This is a genomic window from Geobacter grbiciae (assembly GCF_018531165.1).
GTDB lineage: Bacteria > Desulfobacterota > Desulfuromonadia > Geobacterales > Geobacteraceae > Geobacter > Geobacter metallireducens.
Window position 1 is genome coordinate 398,039 of record NZ_JAHDIW010000002.1, and the last position, 17,002, is coordinate 415,040.

17 protein-coding genes are annotated in these 17,002 nt (G+C 48.2%); all 17 read right to left on the reverse strand.

The features are described from left to right. Positions 1-140: 140 nt before the first annotated feature. The 17 genes from KJB29_RS05235 to KJB29_RS05310 all read right to left on the reverse strand — a co-directional run bounded on the left by KJB29_RS05235 (position 141) and on the right by KJB29_RS05310 (position 16,932). Positions 141-503, reverse strand: a complete 363-nt coding sequence (locus tag KJB29_RS05235) for a GxxExxY protein (RefSeq protein ID WP_246560395.1) — start codon at positions 501-503, stop codon at positions 141-143. A 165-nt stretch (positions 504-668) separates the two neighbouring features. Then, positions 669-1,808, reverse strand: coding sequence for a glycosyltransferase family 2 protein (locus tag KJB29_RS05240; protein ID WP_215733674.1), 1,140 nt, complete (start codon positions 1,806-1,808; stop codon positions 669-671). Further along, the gene (locus KJB29_RS19270) at positions 1,805-2,383 is read right to left on the reverse strand and encodes an O-antigen ligase family protein (protein ID WP_343213541.1); all 579 of its coding nucleotides are present in this window, start codon (positions 2,381-2,383) and stop codon (positions 1,805-1,807) included. The genes KJB29_RS05240 and KJB29_RS19270 overlap by 4 nt, the downstream gene beginning before the upstream one ends. Before the next feature lie 5 nt (positions 2,384-2,388). Next, complete coding sequence (locus tag KJB29_RS19275; protein ID WP_246560398.1) at positions 2,389-3,249, reverse strand: hypothetical protein; 861 nt, start codon at positions 3,247-3,249, stop codon at positions 2,389-2,391. 15 nt (positions 3,250-3,264) lie between these two features. Next, the gene (locus KJB29_RS05250) at positions 3,265-4,434 is read right to left on the reverse strand and encodes a glycosyltransferase family 4 protein (RefSeq protein ID WP_215733675.1); all 1,170 of its coding nucleotides are present in this window, start codon (positions 4,432-4,434) and stop codon (positions 3,265-3,267) included. A 66-nt stretch (positions 4,435-4,500) separates the two neighbouring features. Continuing rightward, a complete protein-coding gene (locus KJB29_RS05255; protein ID WP_215733676.1) occupies positions 4,501-5,490 on the reverse strand; it encodes a glycosyltransferase family 2 protein in 990 nt (329 codons plus the stop codon). A 71-nt stretch (positions 5,491-5,561) separates the two neighbouring features. Continuing rightward, positions 5,562-6,638 carry a glycosyltransferase WbsX family protein gene (locus KJB29_RS05260; protein WP_215733677.1) on the reverse strand — a complete coding sequence of 359 codons (1,077 nt, stop codon included), beginning with the start codon at positions 6,636-6,638 and terminating at the stop codon, positions 5,562-5,564. A gap of 158 nt (positions 6,639-6,796) precedes the next feature. Beyond that, positions 6,797-7,456 (reverse strand): class I SAM-dependent methyltransferase, encoded by a 660-nt coding sequence (locus KJB29_RS05265; protein WP_215733678.1) that lies wholly within the window; start codon positions 7,454-7,456, stop codon positions 6,797-6,799. A gap of 24 nt (positions 7,457-7,480) precedes the next feature. After that, positions 7,481-8,935 (reverse strand): lipopolysaccharide biosynthesis protein, encoded by a 1,455-nt coding sequence (locus KJB29_RS05270; RefSeq protein WP_215733679.1) that lies wholly within the window; start codon positions 8,933-8,935, stop codon positions 7,481-7,483. Positions 8,936-8,959: 24 nt separating this feature from the next. Then, complete coding sequence (locus KJB29_RS05275) at positions 8,960-9,982, reverse strand: polysaccharide deacetylase family protein (RefSeq protein WP_246560400.1); 1,023 nt, start codon at positions 9,980-9,982, stop codon at positions 8,960-8,962. A 200-nt stretch (positions 9,983-10,182) separates the two neighbouring features. Continuing rightward, positions 10,183-10,473 (reverse strand): rhodanese-like domain-containing protein, encoded by a 291-nt coding sequence (locus tag KJB29_RS05280; protein WP_215733681.1) that lies wholly within the window; start codon positions 10,471-10,473, stop codon positions 10,183-10,185. 46 nt (positions 10,474-10,519) lie between these two features. Beyond that, the gene (locus KJB29_RS05285; protein ID WP_215733682.1) at positions 10,520-11,686 is read right to left on the reverse strand and encodes an aminotransferase class V-fold PLP-dependent enzyme; all 1,167 of its coding nucleotides are present in this window, start codon (positions 11,684-11,686) and stop codon (positions 10,520-10,522) included. Beyond that, the gene (locus KJB29_RS19670; RefSeq protein ID WP_215733683.1) at positions 11,676-12,785 is read right to left on the reverse strand and encodes a GNAT family N-acetyltransferase; all 1,110 of its coding nucleotides are present in this window, start codon (positions 12,783-12,785) and stop codon (positions 11,676-11,678) included. The genes KJB29_RS05285 and KJB29_RS19670 overlap by 11 nt, the downstream gene beginning before the upstream one ends. A 7-nt stretch (positions 12,786-12,792) precedes the next feature. Beyond that, the gene (locus tag KJB29_RS05295; RefSeq protein ID WP_215733684.1) at positions 12,793-13,905 is read right to left on the reverse strand and encodes a GNAT family N-acetyltransferase; all 1,113 of its coding nucleotides are present in this window, start codon (positions 13,903-13,905) and stop codon (positions 12,793-12,795) included. Next, complete coding sequence (locus KJB29_RS05300; RefSeq protein WP_215733685.1) at positions 13,902-15,128, reverse strand: pyridoxal-dependent decarboxylase, exosortase A system-associated; 1,227 nt, start codon at positions 15,126-15,128, stop codon at positions 13,902-13,904. The genes KJB29_RS05295 and KJB29_RS05300 overlap by 4 nt, the downstream gene beginning before the upstream one ends. Next, positions 15,128-16,699, reverse strand: coding sequence for an acyl-CoA ligase (AMP-forming), exosortase A system-associated (locus KJB29_RS05305; protein ID WP_215733686.1), 1,572 nt, complete (start codon positions 16,697-16,699; stop codon positions 15,128-15,130). The genes KJB29_RS05300 and KJB29_RS05305 overlap by 1 nt, the downstream gene beginning before the upstream one ends. Then, on the reverse strand, positions 16,696-16,932 hold the full coding sequence (locus tag KJB29_RS05310) for an acyl carrier protein (protein WP_215733687.1): 237 nt from the start codon (positions 16,930-16,932) through the stop codon (positions 16,696-16,698). The genes KJB29_RS05305 and KJB29_RS05310 overlap by 4 nt, the downstream gene beginning before the upstream one ends. Between the last annotated feature and the right edge of the window lie 70 nt (positions 16,933-17,002).

Consider the following 17,002-nt stretch of genomic DNA (forward strand, 5'->3'; position numbering starts at 1 on the left):
AACTCTTAAAGGCTTTTGACCACGAAAGCACGAAAGTTAGAAAACACGAAATTTAACCCCCAAAAGCTAAGAAGTTCAGTGAGCTTTGTGCCTATTTTCGTGCTTTCAACCTTTCGTGCTTTCGTGAGAAGTTTTTGCGTTTACAAGACCACCCGCTTTACTTCGAGAGTGGACTTTGAAAAGTTCATCAGCAGACCTAATTTAAGTCCCGTAGCCTTGAGATACGATCTCAACTGTGCAAAATGGGCATCGTTCAGATCCTTAACAGCCTTGAGTTCAACCACAACCTGGGAATCGACCAGAAGGTCAAGCCGGTGCGTACCGACAACATTACCGAGGTATTCGATGAGAATCTGTTTCTGAGCTTCGGAAGGGATTTCCCTCCTTCCCAGTTCCAGCTTGAAAGCCTCTTCATACACGCTTTCCAGAAACCCAGGGCCAAGGGTTTTGTGCACCTCAATCCCCGCCCCGATAATCTCCCTGCTGAGATCCTCGAATTCCATTATCATCCTTCCAAATCCAAAAAAACTTTGTCACGAAAGCACGAAAGTTGGAAAACACGAAATAAAACCCTTAAATCTTAGGTTTTTGTTTTATGCCTCTTTTCGTGCTTTCAACCTTTCGTGCTTTCGTGATTAGTTCTTTTTTGCCTTTTTCGTGCTTTCACGTTACTTGCGCACCGTCTCCCACGTAACCATCTTCTGCCCCGCAAGGGTCTTGAAGAACGCAATCAGCGACGCCGTATTCACGATGCAGAAATAGAGCGGCACCGCGGCGGGCTTGAACTTCTTCCCAGTCCGATCGGCCAAAAGACCAACCAACGCCAGAAAATAGAACGCCCCCTGGAGCGCGAAGGTGATGACGTAGAACTGCCGGTCAAGCAGAAACGCATTGGCGACCAGCAGCCCGATCAGAAAGAACGGGATCAGCCAGCGGAGCACCTTATGGGAGATGAGCTGAAAGGAAACAAAGGGGAAGCGGAAGGGATTGAGAAGCCCTCGGGCAAAGAGGATTCCCCGCATGGCCCGGGTGATGACCCGAATCCGCATCCGGAACTCCTCGTGGGACTTTTCGGTGGTTTCCTCGTAGGCCACCGCCTCCTGCTCGAAAACCACCCGATACCCGCGCTGGATCACCATGAGGGGTTCCACCAGATCGCTGATGATGTCGCCGGGAAGCGGCACGTAGGCCGTCTTGCGCACCGAGTAAATGCAGCCGCAGCACCCCGAGATGGTCCTGATCCGGGTCTGCATGCTCTTGATGAAGTTCTCGTACTTCCAGAAGAGGATCGAGCCGGTCCCCACCGGCGCGCCCGTGGGGTTCACGTATTCGTAGCGGCCGCTCACGGCCCCCACTTCCGGGTCGTTGTAGTTGCGGACCAGCTTGCGAATGGCGTCTTTCTCGTAGACCGTCGTGGCATCGGAGAAGATGATGACATCGCCAGTGGCAGCCTTCACCGCCTCGTTCTGGGTAGCCGTCTTCCCTACCCTACCCTCGACCCGCTTCAGGACCACCCCCTGGTCGCGGAACTCGCGCACGATCTCGTCGGTGCGGTCGGTCGAGCCATCCGACGCCACCATCACCTCCAACTGCTCCCGGGGATAATCGAGGGCCAGCACTTCTGTCAGTTTCTTGCGGATGTTCTTCTCTTCGTTGTAGGCGGTGATAAGGAAGGTTACCCGCGGGGTAATGTCGCGCCGGTCCAGAAGCCGCTTCACAAACAGGCCGATGAGAGGGATCAGCAGCGCGTAGCCGAAATAGGTGTAGAAAATCGTGACAACCAGTAACCAGAATACCAATTCACTCATACCGCAATCCTGGAAGTTGAAGTGTGTCCCTCTTCAGATTCCGTTGAAACCGGGTGAGACACTGACGAAGCAGCCGCAATGCGGGCGTTGTACTGGTCGACTAGTGCCCAGAGCACCCAGTAGATGCCGCCGAGTTGAAGGTATGTCCACCGGTCGCCAAAGAAATTTGCTACGATCGAAGCGATGACAGCACAGGTAAAGCCAAAACCAAGCGCCTTTATGATCTCTTCTTCGGAATTTTTGTACAGTTTCCAACCACTGCGAAGGGCCAGCACATAAAACCATAGAAAAAGCAACAGACCGACGACTCCTTGCTCAGCCATAAACTTTATATATACATTGTGGGTGTCCCAGCCAGTCAGGTACTGGTATGTATTGTATCCCATTCCTGTGATCGGATTCTGGAAAAAATGGCCCAATGCGGCATCCCAGATTTCAGTTCTCTTGGCTGTTTCAAGTTGCATACCCCCAAGCTCGACAACATCGCTCCGTGCTCCATCCTCTACAATGGTATTCTCAATACGTTCTACGACTGAAATAGGAAGGATTGCCTTCCAGGAAATGAGAAATGCCACAATGACTATGAGCAGTCATGTTTACCTCCCTCTCGGTAGTTTACCAAGCGGGAGTGTCCATCGTCATCAGGATACCTCAGTCTACGTTCCTTGATGAACGCAATAAAGATAGAGGTCAGGAGAATTGCGACATAAGCTCCCCTAGAATAGGAATAGAGCGCACAATAAGTGCTTCCGATCATGAAAAAAACATAGGCAATACGCCTTTTCACGTTCTTATCAATGAAAAAAACGCCGAGAACAAAGAGCATGTGGATAGCATGGAAAGCACCCATCTCATTTGGGCCAAGATTGGCAAGCCCGCTAATTCGACTTTTCTCTCCTTGGAAATGGGTGTGTTTAAACCATTTAAACGTACTGTGAAAGCGCATATCAGCCACAAGAAAAGCAACAAATAGAAATATGAATAACCTCTTCTGCCAAGCTTTCTCGCGCAGAGCGTAATAGGTAATCAAATACAGCAGCGGCATGATCATGTAGTTTTTCCAATGAGCATACCTAGCTATATTTATCTCACCCGTAAAACCATCGAAGTTTGAAGAACCAAGAATAAGACTAATGAATGAATAGGCTGCGAAAATGATAAGGGGGCCCTGGAGCGGACTGGGTCCAAGTTCCGGCACTTCGTCTCCACGCTTCTGGATAAGAATTCCCAGCAACATCGCAATAATTATAAAATCGATAACGTTATTAGCCAGAGGCAACTCAGACTTGAGAACCTTGTCAAGGATGACATAAAGAGGCAGGAGAGGCACAACAAAAAGCAATCCTAATGCACTTCTCTGTATAGCCGAAGCAATAATGGTAGGACCAGCGAGTCCATAGACGACATATGGGATTACATTGCTAAGACCTAAACCAAGCATATAACCGCTCAACTTTCAATGTGTAGCATAGTTTAATGCAATTTTGTGATTGACCTGCTCTATCTGTTTCGCCTTATCTACCCAATCGGACGTTTCCTCAACCCATTTTCTGGCAGTTGCTCCCATGGACTCTCTAAATACATCATCTTTCAATAGTTTGATTATCCGAGATATGACTTCATCAACATTTGAGGGATCGACACGATAACCTGTCACCCCATCTATAATAGAGTCTTCGGTACCACCACATTTTCCACCAACCACTGGCTTTCCGGCAGCATTTGCTTCAGTAAAGACCATCCCGAAGCCCTCTGTGCCCATCTCCGGTGTCTCTCTGCTTATCATCGCAAACACATCAGATATCCCATAAATGTTTGGAAGCAAATCATTAGGTACATATCCAGCGAACCTCACATGAGTATCAAGATTCAGTTCATGTACGAGTTCCTTTAAGAAATCTTCATAGGGACCACGTCCGGCTATAAGATAAACAGCATTTGGTACTTCTTCTAATATGCTTGGCAAGGCTCGAATAATCATCTCGTGCCCCTTCCTTCCGTCAACAAGACGTCCAACGGTAAGAATTACTTTCTTCTGCTCCAAATTAAACTCATGCACAAGATCGGGATTCTTCTCGCCTGGCGTGAACCTTTTGTAGTCGACCCCAGGAGTTATTATAGTGATTTTATCTGAGCAGTTATCAACTGAATGTTTGACTCCAACTTCTGCGTTGGTGCATGCAGCAACTATCTGGTCCGCATTTCCCAGAACGAGCCTTCGCAATTTCGGCTTAAAGCGAAACCGGTCGAAATACCAATAATCACCCTCATGCACATAATAAACGTACGGCTTATTGAAGAATTTTTTTGCAAGATACCCAATGATCCCTGCAGGCATAAAGTCACCACAGTGAATAACATCAATACTTTCTTTGTACACCAGGTAAATAGTCCATAAAAATGTCAAAAACATTCGCGGGACCTGATAATATTTCCAATTTGATAAAGGTATTCCCTTTCTAATAATTTTCATTTTTTGCTTTTTATCAAAGTCTTTGTATCCATCAACTTTTTTGGTAAAAACCACTACCTCTTCATGGGGATAATTCACACACAGATTGTAATAATAAATTCTTGATCCTCCTTCAACAGGTGGGAACTTATCTGTTATGAACAACATTTTCATGCACGATCTCCGTATCTGTATTTGTTGACTTTAATACAAATAATCAACCACTCTGCATTAACTAAGTCATTTACCCCTAGCAATCAAAGAAGTTTTAGTTATGAATAAACTCATATACCTTCCCCAATTGCCAGGGAAACATGCAATAATAGCTTTGATATACATTGTACTTGTTCGTTGTGCTGGTGGTATCATCCTAAAATATTTAATAACAGTTTGCAAATCGCCTACAGCAAAAGCTTGCCTTACAACATCAGCACTGCGATGGCTTATCTGATTCTTAACAGCACTAACATCATCATTATTGAGCTTATGATTTACCATTACATATTGTAAGATGTCTATTTCGCCCATTTTATTTTTCAATGAATCGTTAGAAAAGTTACTATCATGCTTTCTAATCCCTACAAGCGGCGTCATCACAATACCGATGGGGGCTTGATTAACACACCGTAACGAGAACTCCAAATCTTCACTAAGAGTCCTCCCTAACGAGTCAACAAAACCTCCAATTTTATCGAATAAAGAACGCTTCATCAGCACTGTAGATGGGAATATAGGCTGATTAAAAAGTAGTTTCCTAAACAACGGTTCGCCTATTACGCAATAATCATCTTTAATATAGTATTTATTACCACTGAAAAAACTCTTCGGCAAAGTATCGAATTTTGCTTTATCTGTCCAAATATCATTTACTACTATCTTGAAGTTGGTAAACATATATTCCACATCCGGTGCTTCGTTGATCAGTCGTCCTTGTACTTCCAATTTATTCGGAAGCCATAAATCATCACTATCACAAAAGGCAACCCACGTCGAAGTAGCTGCAGATACACCAACATTCCTTGCTCTGCATTGTCCAGAATTATCAATGCGCAGATATCTTACTCGCGTTCCTAACTGCCTCACAACTTCTTCAGTATTATCTGTTGAACCATCGTCAACGACAATTATTTCTTTTGGCAACAACGTCTGGTTTATAATCGATGTAATGGTTTGCTCGATGAGATTAGCTCGATTATATGTTGGTATTATGACGCTAACTTCTATTGACATAGTAAATTTACCTCTATAACTACTCAACTATATCGTTGTTGCAATTCATATATTGTTACCCGTAATACAAACTAATTACCTTTACTTAAATTGCAAGCAGTTTTTAATTCTTCGAGATATCTTTGTCCATATTTTAAATCGGGCTCTAAATGATTACCTTCAGCCCATTCGTTCCAAGACTTAATAAAAATGATTTTGTTCTGTTCGTCGTGGTCCTTGATCTTTCCAATAGCTTTATCTATTTGAACTCTAAACAGTTCGGGTGTCGAACCGTGTAGAACAAGGCCATTTACTCCACTACGTGGAGTGTTATCCCAATTTGGAACAACACAAGGATAATTTAGCTTATTAGGAATTCCGTTTTCTAAAATCTGCAACATAACATCTTTGTATTTATATATAGTTGGTCTACCATTCTTAACTGCAAACCAACGGAGTATTATTTTTGGCAAATTCAACCTTGGAATCCAGATTGCTGCTCTAACGGCTGGCATTTGAGGGACAACATATGCATCAAATAAATCATCATAATTATTGTCTGGTGGGTTTTTCATACTGACAAAATGAATACCTTTAAGTCCAGCCTGAATGGCTAATTCTCTCCATAGTTCAATAAATTTCCTCAAATCTGGAATATTATAAGGTTTATATATTGCAAACAACGGTTTACCGTTTACCTTAACATATCTATCATCTTCGAAAGCTGGAAGCAGATAGTTAAAATGCTTTACATAATCCTTCTCCCCCGGGTAGGTCTGTTCAATCAAAACCCTATTAGGCGATCCATGCCATATCCCTGTCCACGTCTCATTAGCCCAACAGATGCAAAACGGAAAATCAGGCTTTCTGGTAGAAAGAACCTCATTAAATGGCCGTTCAAGAATTTGTCTTCCCGCAAACCAATAATGATAGTAACAGAAAGCTTCAATACCGTATTCACGTGCGAGTTCTGCCTGAGCAATACGCGCTTCAGACAAGCGGAGATCATAGAAACCCAAGTCAGCTGGCACATGTGGTTGATAATGGCCTCGATATAAAGGTTTTGCCTTTGCCGTGTTGGTCCACTCTGTAAACCCCTTCCCCCACCATTTATCATTTTCAGGAATAGGATGAAATTGGGGTAAATATATAGCAATCATTCGTGTCATAATATCTTTCTTTTAGCCTTTATCTTGAAGACCTTGTTAGCGGATATTTTACGGCGACAATTAAACATCTCAAGTTAGGGGCAGCGCTTGCTTCGCCCAATCGAGGCGCGACAAGCGGCACTCTACGGCATGTTTAGTTGCCAGAGTAAATAACGTAGTTAACGACAGCGTGTTAAACATGCAAATTGCATATACCTCATATCATCGAAACAATTACGCATAACCATGTTTATTAATCTAAATTTCCATGGGAATTGTCTTCCTCGTATGCCTTCAATCTTTATAATATTATAACTACAGGAGATAAACAGTTCTTTGATGCTCTCAATGGTAAAGAACCTTAGATGGGTTTTGTCAAGTATACCCTCATCCTCGTACTTCCACTGTTTATGCTTGAGTAGAGTCTTGATGTTATTGAAATATCGCACATTAGGTATCGACGCCACGACATAGGCATCTGCTTGCATATACGTTTTAATGTTAGTCAACACAGCCCACGGATTGACTAGATGTTCGATAACATCATTGAACACAACGCAATCGAAATATCCTTCGGGCAGCGACATAGTGTTGCCTTCGATGCTGCCGACCAAGACCCTGTCCAGTTTACCCTGCGCCTCCTCCGCTGCCTGCTCACAGAGTTCAATGCCCCAAACCTCCACGCACCGTTGGAACTTCAGGGCATTACCAAACTCACCAGCACCACATCCGACATCAAGAATCCGCATGGCATCAACCGGTACGTAAGGCACCATTTCAAGCCTGCTGCCGCTGTAATAGTTGTCAGGCTTATCGTTATGGTCCAGCAGGTTACCCATTGGATTACCTCGTATTTTATGGATCTAGCCCCGTGCACTCGCCAACATTTCCTTCGCCTCCCTCACCAGTCTCCAATTGTTCAGGAAGCCATGAACCACACAATATAAAGAGGCAATACACAACAGCTCAGCAACCACCCCCACAAAGCGATCAGCCGTGACAAATCTATGTGACACTAGTACGGCCACTAAAACTACCGCGGCTGAAATGCTCGCATCTCTTATTGCTGAATAAAACTCATAATATTGAATACCTACCTTTTCCTTCACTATTGGGTAATAAATTAAATACTGCATAAAATACGTTGCAGTTACAAGTACTGAGACACCATCTATACCATACAGTTTTAACACAGGATAGAGTAAACCTACTTCTATAATTGCAACGATTATGTTTGTCTTCAGAATGACTTTTGTCATATCCATTGCCATCAAAACATTTCCCAGTGGTTCGAGCAGGAACCTCACTATCCCATAGATACAGAGAATCCTCAGACTCTGGAGGGCTGGCAGCCATTTGTCCGTACCATGGCCCAACACATAAACCAAAAAATCCCTTGAAACCAGCAGCAAGGCAACATTAGCCAGCAAGCCGATGAAACTCACATACTCTAGCACTTTCAAGTAAGAACGCTTTATCCGTTCCCTGTCCTGCTCCATACGGGAGAATGTGGGAAAAAGTACGTTGTTTACCACGGTGCCGAGCATGACACAAATAATCGAGCCCCAGTTAAAAGCGATCATATAATAGCCAAGCACGCTTGAGCCACTAGCAGCACCGATGATGAAGTTATCGATGTTGAAAATCATAAAAACAACAAACCCTGTCAGAGAAAGGCTCGTTCCGTAGTTCATAAATTGACGCGCAGCGGCTCTGTCGAAGGCAAACTTGATTCTTATCGGTTTCAGAATATTCAGAGCCACGATCATTGCTGTGGTTGCACAGAGATTAGCAAGAACAATACTCCAGTACTTGAAACCTGCCAGAGCCAGGATCATCGCCAGCGAAGAATTTACAATCGTCTGGCATACAGTGGCGAAAGCTACTTTCTTGTAGTCAAGATCACGTTTAAGCTTGGTGCTTGGTATGAACCCGAAACAGTTAATGATAAAATTGAGTGCCAACAGTTTGATGACATCAACGACCGCAGGATTGTCGAAAAAAAACACCGCCAGTCCTGAAGCAGCAAAGGCAATCAAATATATGAAGAACCCGATACCGAGCTTCATAGTGAACCCAGTGTATAGTGAGGTATCGTCGAGTTGTTTTCTCTGGACGACGGCACTATTTAAACCAAGGTCACTAAACTGAGATAAAAAATTCACTAATATATTGGCAAACCCGACCAGACCATAGTCGCTGGACATAAGTTCTCTGCTCAGAATGATATTTGCCAGGGCCTGAAAAACTAGAGCTACGATCCTAGCTGCACCGGTGTAAGCAATATTGTAAAATGTTTTTTGTTTTAATCCACTCATGCTGAATTGTTTCTTCCTTAGTTATTAAACAAAGTAACGCATCAACTCACCAGACATCATCCACAAAGGGCTAACCGCACCGACCCTTTTAAGGCAAAACGGAGAAGATTCTGTGCCGTTAGTACCGTAAATGACTGTTGCTACACTCGAAAAACCGATCTTCTGGCAGTAGTCACGCAATTCGTCTGAAAAGTCTTCGACCCTCCCATTGGGATAGGCAAAATGATTTATAGGTTGACCAAGCCGCTCCTCTAATACTTGCTTTGAGCGTTTAATATCTTCCTGAGCATCCAGTAATGGCACCCGACTGAGAATCGGATGGGTATGACTGTGACTGCCGAAGGTTATGCCGTTGGCCGCCATTTCCTTGACCTCATCCCAATTAAGCATTAATCGCCCATCAGGATCCTCGATAATATCGGCCCTAACCTCAAGTGCCCGAAACATTTCTAAAAGCCGTCCCCTACGATCTGCGTCGGGAATCTCCTTGAGTGCCTTCGCAACGCTTATGCTGAGATCTCTTTTTTGTTCAACAGTACTGATCGCCAATTCCTTCCCCTCATAAAGAAAAGGCAAAACTATACTTCTCTTCTTTGTGGCGAGCAGCGCAACTTCAATCTGGTCGGTCCAAGTCTTCCCGGATGTGCCAATAAGGCTGGTCGCCAGGTAAATGGTTGCAGGTACTTCATGAGCTTTGAGGACGGGATATGCCAAGGTGTAATTATCCAAATAACCGTCGTCAAAGGTTATTGCGATAGTTGGACGATCGAATCCCTCTCCGCTCGAAATTCTATCAACAATATCGTCCATGCTCAAAATCTGAAATGTCCTCTTAAGATAGGGGATTTCATCCACAAAATCACTTAGATGGTGATGAACAACCGACCCTTTATCAAGATAAACGCTGCTGTCATCAACGATGCGATGGTAGACGAGGATGATGCACGAATTTTTGCCAAATGGCTTGGCTGCCGTCTTTACCAGAGCTGCGCTGAGACCAGAGTAATGTAACGTTCTGTAGACGGCATTTCGGATATGTTTCTTCAATCTATTACCAATCATTCTGTATAGAGCGCCAGTTTATTAGATATTTCCTACTTTTTCTTGCAAAACTCTATTTTGCCACCCTCAAGGAAAGGGATACCTGCTGTGCAAAGAGAAGATTTGCCACCCCGCACCACATAGGTTTTTATATAACCTCTTCCCATCAATACTTGCGCTACCCGAGCGCTTGCAGTTTGATTAGTTCAATTACAGTAAACAATAATTTCATCATTCTTGGTAAAGGGGAGGTCCATCACTAATATTTTCTTAATATCATCAGGTCCGTCATTCGGCAAATTTATCGCGCCAACAGCATGAGACTTTGCATAGTCAACTTCCGGCATTGCATCCACAAGCCATGCGTTTTTTTTGAATTTGTTAGAAGCAACAACAGGGGTAATGTAATTAACTTTTATATCTTCCGACTCGGAATAAGCACTTCCAACTATGAATATGTTAAGTATAAACATGGCGAGCGTTAATTTTTTTCTCATCATAAACCTCCTTAGAACAGTATTGGTCTGCTGTTATTATTCAACATTACAAGCACTTGTTGAACGTAGCTAACATCTTGTCTAGATTATTGATAACAACATCCTGATGAACCGGAAAACCAAAAACATTCTCCTTTAGATAAACAGCATCTGGGAAACTATCCCACGGAACAGCCGAATGAAAATCCCCCCACCAATTATGGCCGGACAATCCCCGATCTTTAAGTTCGCGGTAAACCCTGTCCCTATCTCGAACTATAACCGGGAAAAATAACGGGCAAACGCCTTTGGGAAGAGAGTGGATCGGTAACATGCAACGCTCTTCATTCTTCAATTTTTCAAGCAGGTAGAGAAAGTTTGCCCTACGAAGCTCCTTGATACGCGAAAAATCACTTCCACGAACTATTGCTGCAGAGATATCCGACATTCCCCAATTCTTCGCGTACTCCCTAAAGTTATTCCCGCTTGGGTAAACCAGATAGTCTCCCCTGTCCTGCAGTATTTTATGGATACCTTTCAAGCCAATTCGCACAAAACGAGCAACAGCCAGGTTGCATAAAAACACCATCTGCCCTAACCGTTGTGCGTCAGTCGTTGTTCCTCCAGCAAGCATTTCAGAAGCAACGAAGTACGTGACAAACCGATTTGGTCGAACGCTTCGTGGCCGTTTGACAGAGAAGGCCGGGTTATTGATCAACAGACAGCCGCCATCAGTAATGGGGACGGTCTTTCGGATACTGAAGATTGCCATGTCCCCCATTGAGCCGAGAGGGATGTCTCCATCGTTGCTAAGCAACGCATGGGCGCAGTCTTCGATAAGAACAATCCCCCGCTCAGTGCATACCCGCCGAATGTTCTCCAGGCGCTGGGGAAACCCGAGGTAGTGGATGACAAAGATCACTGCCGTCTCCGGCCGGATACGAGCCAAAAGGTCATCTTCATCTATCGAAAAATCGGTTTTGACCCGATACCAGTCAATCTTCGCGCCCGAACGCACTACCGGTTCAACTTCTACCCAGCAGTTGTAGGAGGGCATAAGAATCGACTGCTGAGGAGCAAGCTTCAGAGCATCAAGTGCCGCCGCAAGGGCATACCGAGCAGAGTAAAAATACTCACATCTGCCGGTATTCAAGGGAAACACCTCCTGACGGGGACGATCGGCGCGGGACGTCAGAATTTCCCATGTCAGTGATGGCTTGCTGCTAACCTTCATGCCCTTCTTCCTCAAGCCTTTTGCCAAATCGTTTCACAATCGGGGTGACTTTTGTGTAGGCAAAATGGGCCAAAGCACCCTTGACGGTTTTGTTAAACAGATAAAAATTGGTGTAATTCCTCTTAATTTCTGCCCAATCGGACTTGTAGGTTTCGTTGCCGGGACCAAAATCCACCATTTTGACCTGCTCGCTATCCATCAAATACTGCAATACATGATTAAGGAGAACCAGTCCCACACTGTACCGCTTATAACGTGAGTCATAGGCAGTCTTCAGGAAAAAACATTTATCTCCACACAAAATGCGATACTGTGCTGCTATGGGTTGCCCATCAAGATACATCAAGGCCAGCAGCAAGTTGTTGCCACGCGCTGCGATTTTTCCAAGATCGACATGGAACCCAGGTCCCAGGTGCTCAGCCTGTTTCCAGCTTTTCTCATAGACGTTGCTGTAATCCGCCATATACGCGGCAGCTTCATGGCCTTTAACTATCTTGATTTCAATAGTGCCCAGTTCTCCGAGCTTTTTATTCCTTCGTTTGATCTCCTGTCTGACACCCTTGTCCCTGCTTTTCAAATACCCGTCATAGGCCAAGCCTTCACAGGGAAGACGCCAGTTGCAGTCGACAACTTTATGGAGCCAGTTACCCCCACAATTACAAAGAAGTTCTTCGGCTTGGGAATACAGTTCCCCATCGTAAAGCGGACCAATTTGGGCTATATCCCAACCGGAAATTTTTCTTAGCGCCCCAAACAAAAACGCCCCAAGCCTTTGCTTGCTCTCCGATCTGTCAATTATCAAAGATCTCAGGGGCGAATAGGCATTGCCTATGCTCTCCAGTTTCCTTACCGGTATCCTCTTGATTCTCTCATCTTTGCCGAGGAAAGGCGCAATTGCGACCAGTCTGGAACCTTTATAAACAGTTACAATGCACAGGCTGCTATCTTTGAGGAAATAGTTCAGCCACAGGCTATACCACCCGTGACTCAAGAAAAAATATTCGTCGTGGTACTGTGAAGCAAGCGCATCCCATTCTTGCTGAATCCTGCTAAATCCGCTTAAATTGTCGATGATAACTACAGAATATTCTGCTGACACGTCAGTCCTATTTATGAGCACTTGCGGAATCGGTATTTTTCTTCACCAGCGGTAGTATCTTCTTCATAAGAATGGCGGCTATGCATCCAGGCACAGATTTGTTGTACGCATCTATTCCGATTCTGTTTCTGATAGACGGAGTCCATTCCTGCTTGTACGGTTCGTCCCCCCGCAGATAATCCACATAGGCAACCCCATCATTGTCGATGGCATGCTGGAACATCATCGAGGTCAGTATCTTGCCGGGACTGTGCTTCTTGTACTCCTCGTCATAGAGAACGTCATAGATATAGGCTCTGCCATCCGCAACGATCCACTTCTGGACAGCAATGGGCGTTCCGTCATAGGAGAGAATCCCAAGCCTGAGCCACCCCTTGACCGCTGCCACATGCATAAGTTCCCTGTTGAAATCCCGGTCGCGCTCGACGGCCTTCCAGCTCTTTGCCCGAACGGCGTCGTACACATCGAGGCACTGATCAAGCGAAGCAGTGTCCGTTATGATCTGAAAAACAAGAGAGCCGTTCTTTTCCAGGCGCCGCCGGCAGTAATTGATATCCTTGCGGGTGCTCTGGGGAAGCCTCTCGAAGAAGTTGTCAAAGGAGGCATCCGTCACATCGCAGAAGCGGTTGGCGCAACTGACGTAGGAGCGGAACGAAAGCCCCTGACGCTCAAGGAGAGCCTCCATGCTGCCGCCGTCATTGGACTCGACTATCGGCTCAAGCTCAAGAATATCCCAGCCACCGAAGGTTCTAAGGAGGTATTCCAGCACAAGGGTGGTAACCTCCCGCTGCACCGTATCGTCTGCCTTCCCGAAAACGATCCCCTTCAGGGGCGATCGGTTGCCGCCAATGAACGAGATGATGCGGGCCGGGACAACGCCCTTGTAACGCTCCGAACGGACCAAGAACGGTGCGACTGCCACCAGTGCGCCGTCGCGCCGCACCGTGAGAATATGGAGCGCACCTGCCTCACCGTGGCGAAGGCAGAGATCGAACCAGTCCCAGCAGAACCAGGGAGTGTAGAAACCATTATCCTCGGCAAGACGATTCAAGTCGTCACGGATTCCCCGAAAAGCCCCCGGATCGGTTATGGCGGTTATGTCGAAACGCCCACGGGTCATCGAGAACCCATCCCCTCAACCAGCAGTTCGCACGGCTCCCCATGCCCCAAAAAGAGCAGAGGACTCGCACTGTACCCATAGCTCCCTGAATTCAAGAACCCGACCAGATCCCCCACCTCCGGCGCCTCCACCGTTACCCCTTTCCCCATGAGATCAAGAGGGGTGCAAAGAGGGCCAACGAGGGTGCAGGTCTTCCGTTCCGCACCGGGCCGCGAGAGGTTGCGAACCAGATAGTTCTTCCTGATGGTCATGCCGAGATTGCCCGAAGCCGACAGGTGGTGGTTCATTCCCCCGTCGAGCACATAGAACTGCTCGCCACGCGACAGCTTTTCACTCACCACCCGCGTGACGTACATCCCCGCCTCGGCCACCAGGAACCGCCCCAGCTCCATGAGGATGCGGGGTTTGGTCCCCGTGGCCTCGCGGTACCGGTCGAACTCGGCCCTGAAGAGGACGGCCAGCTTGTCCAGGTCGAGCCCCGGGTGTTCTTCGTAGTAGGAGACCCCGAGGCCGCCGCCGATGTTGATGACCCTGCACTCCATGCCGTAGTCGATGGTAACCCGGGCCGCGATGGCCAGGGTGTTGGCCAGGTTCTGAGCCAGGGACTCCTCGTTCAGACACTGGGTGCCTGCGTAGATGTGGATCCCCTTGAAGTCGAAAGCGTCGGCATTGGCCTTGATGAAGTCCAGAGCCGATGGCAGTTCTTCCTCATCGATGCCGAACTGGGAAGCCTTACCACCCATCTTCACCGCGAAGTCCCTGATGAGGAGCTGGGGGTTAACCCGCACGAGGATTGAGGCCCGCGGCGAACCGGACCGGACCAGATCACGCAGATCGTGAAGCTCGCGCAGGGATTCGACGCTGATGCAGCCGACCCCGGCCTCCAGGGAGCGGCGCAGCTCGTCGCGGGTCTTCCCCGGCCCGGCAAAGCTGATGCACCCCGCGTCGAAGCCTGCATCCAGGGCCCGCTCCAGCTCGCCGGCCGAGGCGATGTCGAGCCCATCCACCTCGCTCCGCATGGCAGCCAGGAGTTCCCGGTTCGGGTTGGCCTTGACGGCGTAGAGGAGCTCGAGGCTGTCGCCAAAGGCCCTGCGGATGGCGGCGCACTTCCCCTTCACCGTTTCCAGGTCGTAGAGGTAAAAGGGGGTGCCGTAGCGCTCGGCAAGCTCCTCGAAGCAGATGTCGCGCAGACAGGTTTTGCCGTTTAGTTCCGTCAGGTTCATCAATTCTTCCCGGCCGCCAGCCACTCTTTCTTGATTCCCGAGCGGTCAATCTTGCCGTTGGCGGTCTTCCTGAACGCCCTCTCGAAGTGGATCTCCTGGGGGACCATGTAGGTGGGGAGCCGCTTGCGGCACTCCTTGAGCAGCTCCTTTTTGTGTTCCTCCTCGTGTTCGGTCTCCATGACCGCCACGATGATCTGGTCGCCCGACTCCACCTCCTTGCCGAAGACAACCACGTTGCTCACGCCGGGGAGGCCGATGAGCACCTCTTCAACCTCGGTGGGGCTCACCCGGTAGCCGGAGGTCTTGATCATCTCGTCGCGGCGGGAAACGTAGTAGAGGAAGCCGTCCTCATCCTTCTTCACGATGTCGCCGGAGTAGACGACGGTCTCGTGCAGGTGGGGCTGATCGTGAAAACGGGGGTTCTTCCGGAAGATCACCTTGGTCTTTTCCGGGTCGTTCCAGTAGCCGTGGGTGATGAGGGCGCCCCGGTGGACCAGCTCCCCCTCTTCGCCCGGCGCGCACTCTTCCCCCTTGGCGTTCACCACCAGTATCTCCACGTTGGGAATCCCTTTACCGATGGAGTCGGGCCGGCGGTCCAGCTCCTCGGGAGGGAGGAAGGTGGAGCGGAATGCCTCGGTGAGGCCGTACATGAGGAAGAGCCGGGAGTTGGAGAAGAACTCGCGGATGCGGGAGACCATGATCCGGGGGACCTTGCCGCCGCTGTTGGTGAGGTAGCGCAGGTGGGGGAAGTCGGAGTTGTAGACGAGCTTGATCTTGTCGTTGAAGAGCTTGGCCCAGATGGGGGGCATGCCGGCAAAGCCGGTGATCTCCTCCTTGACGAGAACATCCAGGAGATCCTTGACCATGACGAACTGGTGCAGCACGAGGGTCGCGCCGTGGAGGACGGCGGTGGTGGCCTGGTTAAGGCCGTAGTCGAAGTTTAAGGGAAGGACGCTGATGATCCGGTCCTTTTCGGTGATCTCCAGATAGGTGCTGACGATCTCGGCCCCGTCCACCACAGTGCTGTGGGGCACCACCACCCCCTTGGGCATGCCGGTGGAGCCGGAGGTGTAGATAAGGCAGGCGATGTCCGGGGAGAAGCCGGGGACCGGGGTGTGGTCCGCCGGGAGCGTTGCCCTGAGCTTGGGCCAGCAGGGGTGCCCTTCTTTATCGTGTTCCGGCTCGTCCACATGGATGAGCTTCTGGGGAGCGGTGAGGTGGTTCTTGCGGAACAGCTCGCTGGTGGTGATCATGAGCTGGATCTGGCAATCGTTGACGATGTACTCGATCTGCTCTTTCTTGAGGATCGGGTTGATGAAGACAAAGACCGCCCCGGCCAGGGTGGCGCCGAACATGGCGGTGAGCTGCTCGATGGACTTGTCGAGATAAATGCCGACCCGCTCGCCCCGCTTGATGCCGAGCCCGCGGATGAGCCCCTTCATCTTGAGGGCTTCCTCGTGCAGTTGGGCATAGGTGATGGTCCGGTCGTGGTGTTTGACAGCAACCTTATCGGGCAACCGCGCGGCGGTGTCTTCCAGCAGATGGCCTACCAGGTACGGTCTCAGACTCATGCTTCCCCCCTCTTGGATGTGATCAGGCGCGAAATGGCCGTTACGGTGCCAAGTTTTTCGACGGTCATGTCATCAACGTCGAATTCGACGTCAAAGGTCTGCTGAATGAAGGTGATAAGCTCCATGACCCCCATGGAATCTATGATCCCCTGCTCGATGAGGGGGGTGCCGGCTGCGACATCGGCATCGAGGGTGTCTTTGAAGTAGTTGATGAGTTGGGTTTCGATGGTCATACTCAGTACCTCTGGTTTTAGGATAAATAAAAAAACTAATCACGAAAGCACGAAAGGTTGAAAACACGAA